This window comes from Mumia sp. Pv4-285, from assembly GCF_041320275.1.
Classification (GTDB): Bacteria; Actinomycetota; Actinomycetes; order Propionibacteriales; family Nocardioidaceae; genus Mumia; species Mumia qirimensis.
The window spans coordinates 1,163,219-1,175,591 of record NZ_CP162023.1 but is presented as its reverse complement, the minus strand read 5'-3'; the positions used below and the strand labels follow the sequence as shown (position 1 = coordinate 1,175,591).

General features: G+C 71.2%; 13 protein-coding genes. 5 read left to right on the top strand and 8 right to left on the bottom strand.

Features of this window, described 5'->3' with window-relative positions; translation table 11 throughout:
- Positions 1-36 precede the first annotated feature (36 nt).
- Positions 37-1,392 carry an HNH endonuclease gene (locus tag AB3M34_RS05640; protein WP_370618109.1) on the bottom strand — a complete coding sequence of 452 codons (1,356 nt, stop codon included), beginning with the start codon at positions 1,390-1,392 and terminating at the stop codon, positions 37-39.
- Between the two features lie 111 nt (positions 1,393-1,503).
- Here AB3M34_RS05640 and msrA point away from each other — a divergent pair, with 111 nt between their 5' ends.
- On the top strand, positions 1,504-2,139 hold the full coding sequence (msrA, locus tag AB3M34_RS05635; protein ID WP_370618108.1) for a peptide-methionine (S)-S-oxide reductase MsrA: 636 nt from the start codon (positions 1,504-1,506) through the stop codon (positions 2,137-2,139).
- A 72-nt stretch (positions 2,140-2,211) separates the two neighbouring features.
- Here the strand turns inward: msrA and AB3M34_RS05630 are convergent, their stop codons facing one another.
- Positions 2,212-3,510: an amidase domain-containing protein gene (locus AB3M34_RS05630; protein WP_370618107.1), complete on the bottom strand. Its 1,299-nt coding sequence runs from the start codon at positions 3,508-3,510 to the stop codon at positions 2,212-2,214.
- Positions 3,511-3,618: 108 nt separating this feature from the next.
- Between AB3M34_RS05630 and AB3M34_RS05625 the strand changes: the two genes are divergently transcribed.
- Entirely contained in the window at positions 3,619-4,701 is a 1,083-nt protein-coding gene (locus tag AB3M34_RS05625) for an alpha/beta hydrolase family protein (RefSeq protein ID WP_370618106.1), read from the top strand.
- On the opposite strand, the gene AB3M34_RS05620 is transcribed toward AB3M34_RS05625, so the two are convergent.
- Positions 4,698-4,976 (bottom strand): DUF2277 domain-containing protein, encoded by a 279-nt coding sequence (locus AB3M34_RS05620; RefSeq protein ID WP_370618105.1) that lies wholly within the window; start codon positions 4,974-4,976, stop codon positions 4,698-4,700. The two genes, AB3M34_RS05625 and AB3M34_RS05620, sit on opposite strands and share 4 nt — an antisense overlap.
- Before the next feature lie 70 nt (positions 4,977-5,046).
- Between AB3M34_RS05620 and AB3M34_RS05615 the strand changes: the two genes are divergently transcribed.
- Positions 5,047-6,660 carry an FAD-binding oxidoreductase gene (locus AB3M34_RS05615; protein ID WP_370618104.1) on the top strand — a complete coding sequence of 538 codons (1,614 nt, stop codon included), beginning with the start codon at positions 5,047-5,049 and terminating at the stop codon, positions 6,658-6,660.
- A 3-nt stretch (positions 6,661-6,663) separates the two neighbouring features.
- Here the strand turns inward: AB3M34_RS05615 and AB3M34_RS05610 are convergent, their stop codons facing one another.
- The 5 genes from AB3M34_RS05610 to AB3M34_RS05590 all read right to left on the bottom strand — a co-directional run bounded on the left by AB3M34_RS05610 (position 6,664) and on the right by AB3M34_RS05590 (position 10,714).
- Positions 6,664-7,701 carry a PHP domain-containing protein gene (locus AB3M34_RS05610; RefSeq protein ID WP_370618103.1) on the bottom strand — a complete coding sequence of 346 codons (1,038 nt, stop codon included), beginning with the start codon at positions 7,699-7,701 and terminating at the stop codon, positions 6,664-6,666.
- 51 nt (positions 7,702-7,752) lie between these two features.
- Positions 7,753-8,052 carry a DUF1540 domain-containing protein gene (locus AB3M34_RS05605; RefSeq protein WP_370618102.1) on the bottom strand — a complete coding sequence of 100 codons (300 nt, stop codon included), beginning with the start codon at positions 8,050-8,052 and terminating at the stop codon, positions 7,753-7,755.
- A gap of 211 nt (positions 8,053-8,263) precedes the next feature.
- On the bottom strand, positions 8,264-8,905 hold the full coding sequence (locus AB3M34_RS05600; RefSeq protein WP_370618101.1) for a hypothetical protein: 642 nt from the start codon (positions 8,903-8,905) through the stop codon (positions 8,264-8,266).
- A gap of 149 nt (positions 8,906-9,054) precedes the next feature.
- The gene (locus tag AB3M34_RS05595; protein ID WP_370618100.1) at positions 9,055-9,783 is read right to left on the bottom strand and encodes a tyrosine-protein phosphatase; all 729 of its coding nucleotides are present in this window, start codon (positions 9,781-9,783) and stop codon (positions 9,055-9,057) included.
- Positions 9,776-10,714 carry an LLM class F420-dependent oxidoreductase gene (locus tag AB3M34_RS05590; RefSeq protein WP_370618099.1) on the bottom strand — a complete coding sequence of 313 codons (939 nt, stop codon included), beginning with the start codon at positions 10,712-10,714 and terminating at the stop codon, positions 9,776-9,778. Before AB3M34_RS05590 ends, AB3M34_RS05595 begins: the two co-directional genes overlap by 8 nt.
- A 207-nt stretch (positions 10,715-10,921) precedes the next feature.
- On the opposite strand from AB3M34_RS05590, the gene AB3M34_RS05585 reads away from it, so the two are divergent.
- Together AB3M34_RS05585 and AB3M34_RS05580 are read left to right on the top strand one after the other, a co-directional pair.
- On the top strand, positions 10,922-11,689 hold the full coding sequence (locus AB3M34_RS05585; protein ID WP_370618098.1) for a hypothetical protein: 768 nt from the start codon (positions 10,922-10,924) through the stop codon (positions 11,687-11,689).
- Positions 11,673-12,365 (top strand): class F sortase, encoded by a 693-nt coding sequence (locus AB3M34_RS05580; RefSeq protein ID WP_370618097.1) that lies wholly within the window; start codon positions 11,673-11,675, stop codon positions 12,363-12,365. Before AB3M34_RS05585 ends, AB3M34_RS05580 begins: the two co-directional genes overlap by 17 nt.
- Positions 12,366-12,373 lie beyond the last annotated feature (8 nt).

Sequence of the window (12,373 nt, the reverse complement as noted above, 5' to 3'; positions counted from 1 at the left end):
CTCGAGCGTGGCAGAGACTCGACTGAGAGTGATCGGTCAGCGGCGTGACACAGTCACCAGGTGCTGCAGTCGGGCTTCCATCGGTGACCACGTGCCGGTCGGCGGCGACGTGCCGCTCAGCCGGGCGACGGCTGCGTGCTGTCCGTGGCGTGACTCGTACCGGTGGCCGGTCGGTGTCGACCAGGTCAGGACTCCGTCGTGGTCGCGGTCGACGCGCCAGCCGCGGGTCTCCTTGACGAGGTTGTCGGCGCGGCAGTCGCCGTCGGCGTTGTCCAGGACGGACTCGCCGCCGCGCGCGTGCGGGAGGACGTGGTCGATCTCGCGCACCCGGCACTCGCACCACAGCCGCGCACACAGGTCGTCGGCGGCGCGAACCAGCCGTGCGACGCCGGCGGGAAACCTGCGGCGCCTCGGGTCGGCGGCTTCGAGGCGGTGTCCGTCCGGCCGGGTGAAGAAGCGCCGCAGCCAGCTGCGCTCGCCGGTGGCCAGCTGTCGGGCGAGCTCACCGGGGATCGGACCGTAGCCCTGGAGCACCGCTGAGGCGTCATCGGCGCCGTAGAGCGTCTCGGGCCGCATCAGCACTCCGACCTCGACGCCCACCTGCGCCGAGCCGTCCGTGGCGACCCTGATGCCGGTGAGTGCCTCGACGGCGGCGTCGCACGCGATCTTCGCGATCGTGCGCGGGTCACCGTCAACGCGACGGGCGGACGCCTCGTTGTCGAAGCGCTGCCAGGCGGCGACGAGCTGAGCCGCCGGGGCGTAGACCGACAGCGTCGCCATCGCGTCGAGCTCTGGTCGCAGCCGGACATGTCGCTCCTCGCGGGCGCGCACGGTGCGCTCGAACGCCGCGTGCGGCTCCTTGTCGATGACCAGCCGCCGCGCCGCCGCGGCGGCACGCTTGGGCCCGAGCTCTGCCAGGGCAGGGGCGAGCTCGGCATCGACCTCGGCGCGCCGCTGCGGGTCGAGGAAGACGGTCTCCCGGCAGACCGCCGCCACCACCGACTGGTTCACACGACCCTCGTGCAGCAGCGCGTGCGCCTCGGGGTGGTCGGCGAGGTCGCGGGTCAACCGGTACGTGGACTCGCCCGCGGTCGCCGAGACCTGCCGGGCCAGCCCGATCTCGGCGAACAGCGAGCGACACAGCTCGCGCTCGTCGACCGACTCGCCCACCACCTCACGCCGTCGGACGTCGAGGACTGCCACCGCGTCAGCCTGCAGACCCTGTGCGATCCGCACCACCGACTCGCACAGCCCCACCACCTCGACAGCACCTGAGCCGGCCGCGATCTCGAAGTCGTGAGCGGCATCGACACGCACACCGGCAGCCGCGGCCGCATCACCGACCCGGCCGAGCAGGTCGGCGATCAAGCGGTGTGCCACCGGATCGCTCATACGTTCGATTCTCGTGCGTCGCTCGGACAGCGCCGGACGTGGTGCACAACCCCGACGGGAACACGCGAGGGGGTGCCATGGTTGTGAGTGGTGGACCAGAGGAGGAACCAGATGTTCTCGTTCAAGACGCACCTCATCTCTCCGGACCAGGCGCTGCCGGGCCGGGATGACCGACCGTTCGCGGTCGGAGACCAGCACCTCGTGCTGGGCACACCGATCATGGCCGATCCGCCGGACGGCTACGAGGTCGTGGTGCTCGGTCTCGGCTGCTTCTGGGGTGAGGAGCAGACCTTCTGGAACGTCCCCGGCGTCTGGTCGACGTCGGTCGGATACGCCGGAGGCTTCACGCAGAACCCGACGTACGAGGAGGTGTGCTCGGGTCGCACCGGTCACGCCGAGGTCGTACGCGTGATCTACGACCCCGCCAAGGTCTCCTTCGACGACCTGCTCAAGGTCTTCTGGGAGAACCACGACCCGACCCAGGGGATGCGGCAGGGCAACGACCGTGGCACGCAGTACCGATCCGTCATCTACACCACGACGCCAGAGCAGCAGGAGCAGGCTGAGGCGTCCCGCACGGCGTACCAGAAGCGGATGACCGCGTCCGGCTACGGCGAGATCACCACGACGATCGCGCCGCTGCGTGACTACTGGTACGCGGAGGACTACCACCAGCAGTACCTCGTGAAGAACCCGTTCGGCTACTGCCCGAACCACTCCACGGGCGTCGCCTACACGACCAGCTGATCACGCTCCGTCCGACGAAGGGCCGGGGTCGCCTCGCGGCGGCCCCGGCCTTCGCCGTCGGGACGACTCAGCTCAGTCGGTGAACTCGTCCTTCACGTGGACCGGGTAGTAGATCACGTCCCTCCCCTGTCCGTTGTCGGGGCCACCGCCGGAGCCGGGCTCCGACATCGCGATCTTGATGCCGACGCTCAACGGGATGTTGTGGCGGTGCGGCGTGTGCTGGGAGTACGTCGGCTCGGTGAACCCGAGCTCGGTGTACGTCCCCGAGATCGCCATCGCGTGGTCGATCCTCCCGTCAGGCTTCTCGTCCGGGTCCCAGTCCGCGTAGAGCAGGTCGCCGGGCTCGAGGTCCCAGATCCTGTCCGTCTCGCTCGGCCGTCCGGACTTCCAGTGCTCCGCGCGGTCGGAGTGCTTGCCGTACCGCCATTGCTGGTACGCGATCGTCCATGTCTCGGAGGCGTTCGACGGCCCCCAGAGCGAGTCGGTCCAGTTGTCGAGGTCTCCGGGATCGATGCCACCGTTCGTGGTCCAGCCGCCGGCGTACAGCATCTGCGACGTGAAGTTCGTGCAGTCGTTCACGTCCGACGGGTGCTCCTCCCACACGTGGTCCCAGTCGCTGTTGTACCGCGGGACCACGAAGGTCGTCCCCAGGAACGTGATGCGGTCCGATCCCGACCAGTACCGGGCATACTGAGCAGCCGCCTCACGGTCGTACGTGTGGGTGTCGAGCGTCCCGACGTCCTTGGCGTCGGCCGGGGAAGCGCGCCTCGCGGCGGCCTTCCGGTCCACGTTCGACCGTGGCTTCGGCCTCCCCGCCGAGCCGCGAGCGGACTCCTCGGTCGTCGGCGGGTCGACGAGCGAGACCTTCACGATGCGCCAGTCGCCGCCCGGTGTCGACACCTTGCCCCGAGTCCGCGTGAGCTCGACCCGGTAGGTGTCGGCGAGGCTGGACTCCCCGAGCTTCTGGTCGGCCCATTCCAGGAAGGTCGTGGGCGTCGTCGTGACCGTCGCGCGGTGTCCGCGGATCTTCACCTGCGTCCTTCTCGGGAACGCCGTGCTGACGTCCTCGACGACGAGCCCGCGCTCCTCCGCCGCCGCCCGCGCGACGTCGTCGACCTCCTGCGAGACGGCTGCGGGCTGGGCCGCGACGCGCGAAGCGGCGACCGCGGGTGCAGGTTGCTCGGTCGGCGGCAACCACCCTCGGTCCCGGTCGGTGAAGTAGTCCTGGACCACCGCCGTCACCCGCTGCTTCTGCCCGTGTGAGGGGTGGCCGCCGTGGCCCGGATGTCCGTGGTGCGCGGGTGCCGATGCACTGAGAAGCGCAGCGGTCAGCCCGGCGCCGGCGATCGTTGCCAGAGCCTGGACGTGCATGGTCGTCCTCCTCGTCTCGTGAGTTCGTGACCCGGCCACGCTGCTCCCGCCCGCTTTCACCGCGGTTTCACCTGCCGCGACAGCAGGGTCGCAGGGCAGACTGGTCCTATGCGGATCACGCCGGTACGCACGGGGGTGGCCGCGATCGCCCTTCTGGCGACCGCGGCGTGCACCGGCGAGCGCACCGAGGACGACGCCGGGCCGACAGGACCGACGGCCACGGCGCCCAGCACGGCCACGGCGACCGACCCGCCACCCCCGGCCGCGCCGAGCCCGAGCCCCAGCGCGCCGCCCCCCACGCCACCCGCTCTCCCGACCGCCGAGAGCACGGTGTCGCTCCCGGCGCTGATGGCCAAGGAGTACGACGGCCGCGCCCTGCGGCTGCGGGAGACGCTCGCGCGCACCGACTCGTACGTCCGTCACGCGGTCACCTACCGCAGCGGCGACCTGCGGATCTCCGGCATCCTCAACATCCCCCGTGGCGACGGCCCGTTCCCGGTGGCGATCCTGGCCCACGGCTACATCGACCCGGCGATCTACACGACCGGGCGCGGCATGATGCGCGAGCAGGACTACCTGGCGCGTGAGGGCTTCGCGGTCCTGCACGTCGACTACCGCAACCACGCGTCCTCCGACGACGACCCGACCGCTGAGCGCGACCTCCGGCTCGGCTACACCGAGGACGTGATCAACGCCGTCCACGCCGTGCGACGGTCGGACGACCCGAGGCTGGACGGCGAGCGCGTCGGTCTGGTCGGGCGTTCCATGGGCGGCGGCGTCGTGCAGAACGTGCTGGTGACGCAGCCCGGCCTCGTCGACGCCGCGGTGGTGTTCGCCTCGGTCAGCAGCGACACCGTCGACAACTACGAGCGGTGGATCGCGAACGACCGGCCCGAGGTTGCCGCGAGGATCGTGCGTGCCCATGGCACCCCCGAGGAGAACCCGACGTTCTGGGCGCAGGCGTCGCCGAGGACGTACGTCGACCGGGCGACGGAGCCGCTGCTCATCCTGCACGGCACCGCCGACGACACCTGTCCGCCACGGTGGGCCCGACAGACGGCTGCCGCGTTCGAGGGTGCAGGCAAGGCCGTACGGCTCGTCTGGTTCGAGGGGGAAGGGCACGCCTTCGGACCGCAGTGGCCGGCGTCGATGCGGCAGACCGTGCGGTTCTTGCGAGCCCAGACGTCCTAGCTCGCGAGCGTCCCGTAGCGCTTTGCCGCACGGGCCTTCGCCTTGGCGGCCTCGACCTCGCGGTCCTTCGGCGGCGCCTGCGTCACCAGGTCTGCGAGGAGGTGCTGCGTGATGTGCGCGATCTCGTGGACCGCCCTCTCGAACACCTCCTCGTTGGCCTGCGAGGGCTTGTTCATCCCGCTGACCTTGCGGACGTACTGGAGGGCCGCGGCCTCGATCTCGGTGTCGGTCGCGTGCGGCTCGAAGTTGTGAAGGGTTCGGATGTTGCGGCACATGCTTCCACGCTACGCCCCGGCACCGACGACGTCAGCCGTGCGACCGCCCGGTGCAGTAGAGTCCCGCGCCATGGCGGACAACGGAGCGACGCGATCGTGGTGGGGCTGGGGCACTGCTGAGGGTGCGCTCGACCCGCTCGAGACCGACGCCCTGGTTCAGCGCGTCTCCGGGATGCTGCCCGACGCCGACCTGACGGCACACGAACCCCCTGACGTCGGAGTCGACGCGCTGCCCGCCGTCCGCGTCGAGGCACCCGCCTCCTTGGCAGACCTCTGCAGCACCGACCCTGTCGACCGGGCGGCGCACACCCACGGCAAGGCGTACCGGGACGTCGTCCGCAACCTGCGCGGCGACCTGGCCCACGCTCCTGACGTGGTGGTCCGGCCACGGACCGAGCGCGACGTCGTCGACGTGCTCGACTGGTGCTCGCGCGCAGGCGTCGCCGTCATCCCGTACGGCGGTGGCAGCTCGGTCGTCGGCGGGGTCGAGGCACGGCTCGAGGGTGACTACGCGGGTGCTGTCTCCCTCGACGTGACGGCGATGGACCGCGTGCTGGAGGTCGACCGCACGAGCCGTGCCGCCCGCATCCAGGCCGGAGTGCTCGGCCCCCACCTCGAGGGCCAGCTGCGACCGTACGACCTCACACTCCGGCACTTCCCGCAGTCGTTCGAGTTCTCCACGCTCGGCGGCTGGCTCGCGACCCGCGCCGGCGGCCACTTCGCCACGCTCCACACCCACATCGACGACCTGACCGAGTCGCTGCGCGTCGTGTCGCCGTACGGCGTCGGCGAGTCGCGGCGCCTTCCGGGGTCCGGCGCGGGCCCGTCCCCCGACCGGATGTTCCTCGGGTCCGAGGGCACCCTCGGGGTGATCACCGAAGCCTGGATGCGGCTGCAGGACCGGCCGCGCTGGCGCGCCGGGACGTCGGTGCACTTCGACGGCTGGGAGTCTGCGGTGGCGGCGACCCGCGAGGTGGCGCAGTCCGCGCTCCACCCGGCGAACTGCCGTCTGCTCGACCCGGCCGAGGCCTACCTCAACGCCGGTGCGACGGTCGGCGGCGGCGTGCTCGTACTGGGTTTCGAGTCGGCAGACCATCCCGTCGACGTCGCACTGGCTCGCGCGGTCGAGATCTGTCGCGACCACGGCGGTGTCCCGACCGACGACGGCTCGACCGGCGGCGCGACCGACAGCGGCGCGACCGCACGCGATGCGTCGGCATCGGCATGGCGCTCGTCGTTCCTCCGGATGCCGTACCAACGCGACGCACTCGCGGCGCGCTCGGTGATCGCGGAGACGTTCGAGACCGCGACCACCTGGGACCGGTTCCCTGCCCTGCACGCGGCGATCACGGAGGCCGCGACCGCCGCCATCACCGAGGTGTGCGGCGTCGGGGTCGTGACGTGCCGCTTCACCCACGTCTATCCCGACGGTCCTGCGCCGTACTACGGCGTGTACGCGGCGGGCCGGTGGGACAGCCTCGTCGGCCAGTGGGACGAGGTGAAGGCGGCCGTCTCGGAGGCGATCATCACCCACGGCGGCACGATCACGCACCACCACGCGGTGGGTCGCGACCACCGGCCCTGGTACGCCCAGCAGCGCCCCGAACCGTTCGCCGCGGCGCTCGCAGCAGTGAAACGCACGCTCGACCCGGCCGGGATCCTCAACCCCGGCGTGCTGCTGTGACCCTCACGGCCGACCCCCACCCCCGGTCCACGCGAGAAGGTCGTCGAGCGGCCAGCTGTTGACCACCCTGTCCGCGGTGATGCCGACGGCCTCGGCCCGTGCACAGGCGAGCCCCTGCCACGACAGCTGCCCCGGCGCGTGCGCGTCGGTGTCGATCGAGAACAGGCACCCTCGCTCCACGGCGACCTCGAGGAGACGTGACGGCGGGTCGCGCCGCTCAGGTCGGCTGTTGATCTCCAGCGCCGTCCCGAACTGCTTGCAGGCCTCGAACACCAGCTCCGCGTGGAACGCGGACTCCGGACGCTTGCCACGCGAGCCCTCGACGAGGCGCCCGGTCACGTGACCGAGGATGTCGGTGTGGGGATTTGCGACGGCGGTGACCATGCGGCGCGTCATCGTGTCTGCGTCGTCCTTCAGCCGCGAGTGGATGCTCGCGACGACGACGTCGAGCCGGTCGAGGAGCTCAGGCTCCTGGTCGAGGCTGCCGTCGTCGAGGATGTCCACCTCGATCCCGGTGAGGATCCGGAACGGCGCCAACTCCTCGTTCAGCCGTGCGACGACGTCGAGCTGTTCTCGGAGCCGCTCGGGCGAGAGCCCCCGGGCGACGGTCAGCCTCGGCGAGTGGTCGGTGAGCGCGCAGTAGTCGTGGCCCAGCCGGATCGCGGTCCGCATCATCTCCTCGATCGACGCGCCACCGTCCGACCACGTCGAGTGCGTGTGAAGGTCGCCTCGCAGCGCCGCCCGGAGTGCGGTGTCGTCGCCGACGACGGGGTCGGCGCTCGCGCGGAGGCGCGCGAGCGTCTCCGGGACGTCGCCCGCCAGCGCCTGCGCGATGACCGCCGCCGTCTTCGGGCCGATGCCCGAGAGCTCGGCCCACGAGTCTCGGCGCGCGAGAGCCTCACGGCGCTCGTCGTCGAGCTCGTCGTAGACGTCGGCCGCCTTGCGGTACGCCATCGGCCGCCGCGGCTCGGCCCGTTGGCGTTCGAGCCAGTACGCGATCTCCCGCAGCGCAGACGACGGCCCGGAGTCGGCGGTCGTCACGCTCGACTCCGGACCGTCAGGCTCTGCGGTGCTCGGATCGGGACGCGAGGCTCAGACCCGCATCTGGTAGGTGAGGCAGTCCGCCTTGTCCTTGCCCGGACCCACCCGGATCGCGTCGGCGCTGCACTCGAGCTCGTCGTTGTGAACACAGTCCGTACGGTGGCATGCTCCGACGCGCGCCACCATCTTGGCCAGCCCGCCGCTCGCTCCCAGATCGATGAACGTGCCGCACGTAGCGTCGTGCGGGCTCCCGGAGATGGTGATCGCTCCTGCGTGGCAGGCGTGCTCGTGGTTGTAGGAACAGCCGTCGGCTGCGCACTCGTTGACCTCGGGAAGCTCCATGACACTCATGCCGTACCCCCTGATCGATGACCGTGACCTCAGGCTAGGCCCGGGGGTCAGACGTAAGGCAAGACTGTGAGCGCGCGGGCTAAGGCAAGGCTCGCCGTGTCCGAGCACGACACTGGGTCCGGTGCCGTCCCTCCCGGACACCGGACCCAGTGGTTCGTCGAGCTCCGCGCGTGACCGTGGGCAGATCACGCGCGGAGCTCAGTCGTGGTGCTCAGAACTGGATCGGGCCAGCCTGGAGCGACATGGTGTTGCCGGGGCCCGCGAGGAGCGAGGTCAGCAGCAGGTCGCGGCCGCTCGTCGGGCCGATCTTGAAACCACAGCCCTCGAACTTCGGGATGGTGAACTCGCCCTCGAGGCTGACCGGCTCGGTCAGCGAGAACGGCGAGGTCGACTGCAGCGTGGTCTTGATCTCGCCGGTGTGGCAGCCGCTGCGCACGATGTTGAGGAACGGCAGGAGGTCGGAGGAGACCCGGGGGACGTCGAGGCGGAAGGTCAGGTCGACGTTGACGATGCCACCCTCACCGACCGACGCCTTGGTCTGCGCGGTCTGGACGAGGTTCACCTTGGAGGTGGTGTCGCCGAGGCCGGGGATGCCGAGGAGTCGGATCTCGGCGTTGATCGTCGGGATGTTGACGTCGCCGACCACCGAGATCGGCGGTCCGAAGTTGAAGTCACCCGTGAGGGTCGCGCCCTCGGGGATCGTCAGCGTGGCGTTCTGTGCGGCGACCGTCGTCGTGCCGGTGATCGGCAGCGTGACGGGCTGGGCGTTGGCCGGGGCGGTGCTCGCTGCGAGGCCGCCGAAGATCAGGGCGCCGACAGCGGCAACGCCTGCAAGGCGCTTGTGGATGGACATGGGTCTCCCTCCCAGTCGGACGGCACTTCGCGGGGTTGCCCTCGGGGCAGGGCCGTCTGTGTCGTGGGTCACGAACATACTGAGAAGTAACCTGTACTGCAACCCTCTGTTACAAAGCGAGATTCACGTGAGGCGACGCTCCCTCGCGGTCAGTCGACCAGCCGCGCACGGACCCGATCGATCACGTCCGCCTCCGCGCCCGCGTCGTGCAGCCATCCAGCGGTGCCGCCGGGGTGCGCGTCCCACACGTCGAGCACGGCGTCGATCGCCTCCTGCGGAATCGCCAGGTACGACCGGGGAGCGGGCCTCGACACGTCCAACGGCGGCGCCAGCCGCAGCCGCTGGAGCACCGCATCCATGGCGGCTCCGGTCGCCAGGTAGTCCTTCACGACCGCGTCGCGCTCGACACCCGCCGTACGGAGCAGCATCGCCACCGCGACGCCGGTGCGGTCCTTGCCGGCAGCACAGTGCAGCAGCGTCGCTCCGTCGTGGTCGGCGACCAGCGTGGCGACCTGTGCCAGCTCCGCCCGGGCAACCTCGAGCATGCCGAGGTAGAGCGCCTCCAGCCCGCCGCTCGCCATGCGCGCGACGACCTCAGGGCTCGCGGACTGGGGACCGTCGGGACGGAGTGCCTCCAGGAGCGAGATCTGGCGGACCGTCGCACCGGCGCCGGCGAGCGGGTGGTCCGGACCGGACTCCGCCGACGACCGAAGGTCGAGCACGAGGCTCGGCGGCCACGGGACGCCGTCGAGCCCACGGTCCTCGGCGCTCGGCATCGCCGACCGGAACAGCACGCCGTACGACGTCGTCGCACCGTCCTCGGTCGGGAGACCACCAAGGTCGCGCAGGTTGGGGACCGAGGAGTGCGACTCAGACATCGGTGACCGCCGGCAGGACCTGCTCGCCGAGCAGCGCGACGTGGTCGAGGTCGGCTAGGTCGAGCACCTGGAGGTAGACGCGCTCCGACCCTGCCCCGGCGTAGGCGGAGATCCGTTCGGCCACCTCGTCGGGCGTGCCGCAGAGACCGTTGACGCGAAGCTCGTCGACGTCGCGGCCGATCGCGGCGGCGCGTCGTACGACCTCGGCGTCGTCACGTCCGCAGCACACCACCAGCGCGCTCGAGTAGGTCAGGTCGTCGGGATCGCGGTCGACATCGTCGCAGGCCGCGCGCACCCGGTCGTACATCGCACGATGCTCGGCGACCGGGACGAAGGGGAGGTTGAACTCGTCGGCGTATCGGGCAGCCAGCGCGGGGGTCCGCCGGGCGCCCTTGCCCCCGATGAGCACGGGAGGCCGCGGGGACTGCACCGGCTTCGGCAACGCCGGCGAGTCGACGAGGGTGTAGTGCTTGCCGTCGTGGTCGAAACGCTCACCGACCGGGGTCTCCCACAGCCCGGTGAGGATCGCCAGCTGCTCCTCGAACCGGTCGAAGCGCTCGCCGGTCGCAGGGAACGGGATGCCGTACGCCTCGTGCTCCGCCGCGAACCAGCCCGCGCCGATGCCGATCTCGGCACGCCCACCACTCATCTGGTCGACCTGCGCCACCTGGATCGCAAGGACCCCGGGGTGGCGGAACGTCGCCGACGTCATCAACGTGCCGAGCCGGATCGTGCTCGTGTCGCGCGCGAGCCCGGCCAGCGTCGTCCAGGCGTCCGTCGGCCCGGGCAGCCCCTGACCGTCCCCCATGGCGAGGTAGTGGTCGGACCGGAAGAAGGCACCGAAGCCCTGTTCCTCGGCCGTCCGAGCGACCGCCAGGAGGTCGTCGTACGTGGCGCCCTGCTGTGGCTCGGTGAAGATGCGCAGCTCCATGCGCTCACTCTGCCACCCGGCCTCGGGCGCCGAGTACGCGGTGGACGCAGAAAGGCTCCCAGAGGGTGGCGGCCGACAGTTCGGTTGCCCTAGGTTGGGTCAGCCGCACCCGGACGCTTCGGGTGCGGTCTGCACGACCAACCCCCCGGTCGACCCATCGCTGCCTACCCCCGCGGCGTGACGGGTCGAGGAAGAAGTCGAACCACCGTGCCTTCCGCAAAGAAGTCCGTCGCGGTGGCGGGACTGGCGCTGCTCCCTGCGCTCCTGGTCTCCGCCCCCGCCCATGCCACCGTCTCCGCCACCTCGGGTCAGAGCGTCTGCGAGGCTCTCGACTCGGGCAAGATCGACGTCCAGGGCGACCACGAGTCCGTCACCGTCACCGCCCCTGAGGGCAAGCTCATCGCCGGCTACTGCGTCAAGGCCGGGTCGGACAGGAGCGACGCCGGGATCGAGTACGTCGAGCTTGAGGCGCCCGCGAAGACCGTCACCATCACCCACCCGTCCGGCAAGGACGTGAGCCACTACTCCCTGGTGTACGTCGACATCGTGTCGCCGACGCCGACGGCTTCCCCGACGCCGACCGCAACGGCGACACCGCCGACGACTCCGCCGACGACGGAGCCGACCGCCCCGGAGACGAGCACGACACCTCCCACGACTCCGCCGACGACGGGGCCGACCACGGAGCCCACCACGCCGGCAACCAGCACGACCCCCTCCCAGGGCGTCGCGTCGGCCACCGAGACGGCACCGGGTGACGACGACTCCGGCGACGACTCCGGCGACGACGACCAGGACGTCGCGGGCGACGACGAGTCCGGCGCGCCGACCGCCGTCGACGCAGGCCTGACGAGCAGCACGACGCCGGGTTCCACGACGTCGATCGCGACGGTGGCCGGTCTCGCCGGTGCCGCGCTCCTGGCGGCGTCGGGTCTGCTGATGCGGATGCGCAAGCGCGGTGACCACCGAGCCTGACCTCGTCGCCGTCCGCCGCGAGGCGCGTGCCCGTCGCCGGGCACGCGCCCGCGTACGGACGGTGGTCGGTGTCGTCGCGGGTGCCGCGGGCCTCCTGTGCCTCTGGGTGGCCTACGGCGCCTCCGCATCCTTCGACGGTGTCGGGGCGGGCGAGATCCCCGCCGAGACGAGAGCGCCGGAGACCGCAAAGTCTCCGCTCGCTCCGGCTCCCACCCGGACGCTGCCCGCAGGACGCGCTGCCCTGCCGGTGTCGGTGAGCGTCCCCGAGCTCGGCGTCGACGCACCGGTCGCCCCGATGAGCGCGGTCGACGGAGTCCTCACCCCGCCACCCGATGCGTCCACCGTCGGCTGGTGGGACGCCGGGGCGCGCCCCGGCGCCGCGAAGGGCACCGTCGTCGTCGCCGGTCACACCGTCCACACCGGCGGAGGTGCGTTCGACGACCTCGGGACTCTCGACGAGGGCGCGCGGGTCGCCGTCCGGACGCGACGCGGTGTCGTGCGCTACGAGGTCCGCCGGGTGGAGACGTACGACCGGGCGGCCCTCGCGGCGAAGTCCGCGCGCCTGTTCCGGCGGACCGGCACCCCACGCCTGCTGCTGATCACGTGCGAGGACTGGGACGGCGAGGGTTATCGCTCGAACACGGTGGTCGTCGCCGCCCCCGTCCCGGCGCCCTGACGAGAACC

Coding starts and splice junctions, on each gene's coding strand:
- AB3M34_RS05640 (WP_370618109.1), bottom strand. CDS start 1,392: ATGAGCGATCCGGTGGCACACCGCTTGATCGCCGACCTGCTCGGCCGG.
- AB3M34_RS05615 (WP_370618104.1), top strand. CDS start 5,047: ATGGCGGACAACGGAGCGACGCGATCGTGGTGGGGCTGGGGCACTGCT.
- msrA (WP_370618108.1), top strand. CDS start 1,504: ATGTTCTCGTTCAAGACGCACCTCATCTCTCCGGACCAGGCGCTGCCG.
- AB3M34_RS05600 (WP_370618101.1), bottom strand. CDS start 8,905: ATGTCCATCCACAAGCGCCTTGCAGGCGTTGCCGCTGTCGGCGCCCTG.
- AB3M34_RS05630 (WP_370618107.1), bottom strand. CDS start 3,510: ATGCACGTCCAGGCTCTGGCAACGATCGCCGGCGCCGGGCTGACCGCT.
- AB3M34_RS05595 (WP_370618100.1), bottom strand. CDS start 9,783: ATGTCTGAGTCGCACTCCTCGGTCCCCAACCTGCGCGACCTTGGTGGT.
- AB3M34_RS05625 (WP_370618106.1), top strand. CDS start 3,619: ATGCGGATCACGCCGGTACGCACGGGGGTGGCCGCGATCGCCCTTCTG.
- AB3M34_RS05590 (WP_370618099.1), bottom strand. CDS start 10,714: ATGGAGCTGCGCATCTTCACCGAGCCACAGCAGGGCGCCACGTACGAC.
- AB3M34_RS05620 (WP_370618105.1), bottom strand. CDS start 4,976: ATGTGCCGCAACATCCGAACCCTTCACAACTTCGAGCCGCACGCGACC.
- AB3M34_RS05605 (WP_370618102.1), bottom strand. CDS start 8,052: ATGAGTGTCATGGAGCTTCCCGAGGTCAACGAGTGCGCAGCCGACGGC.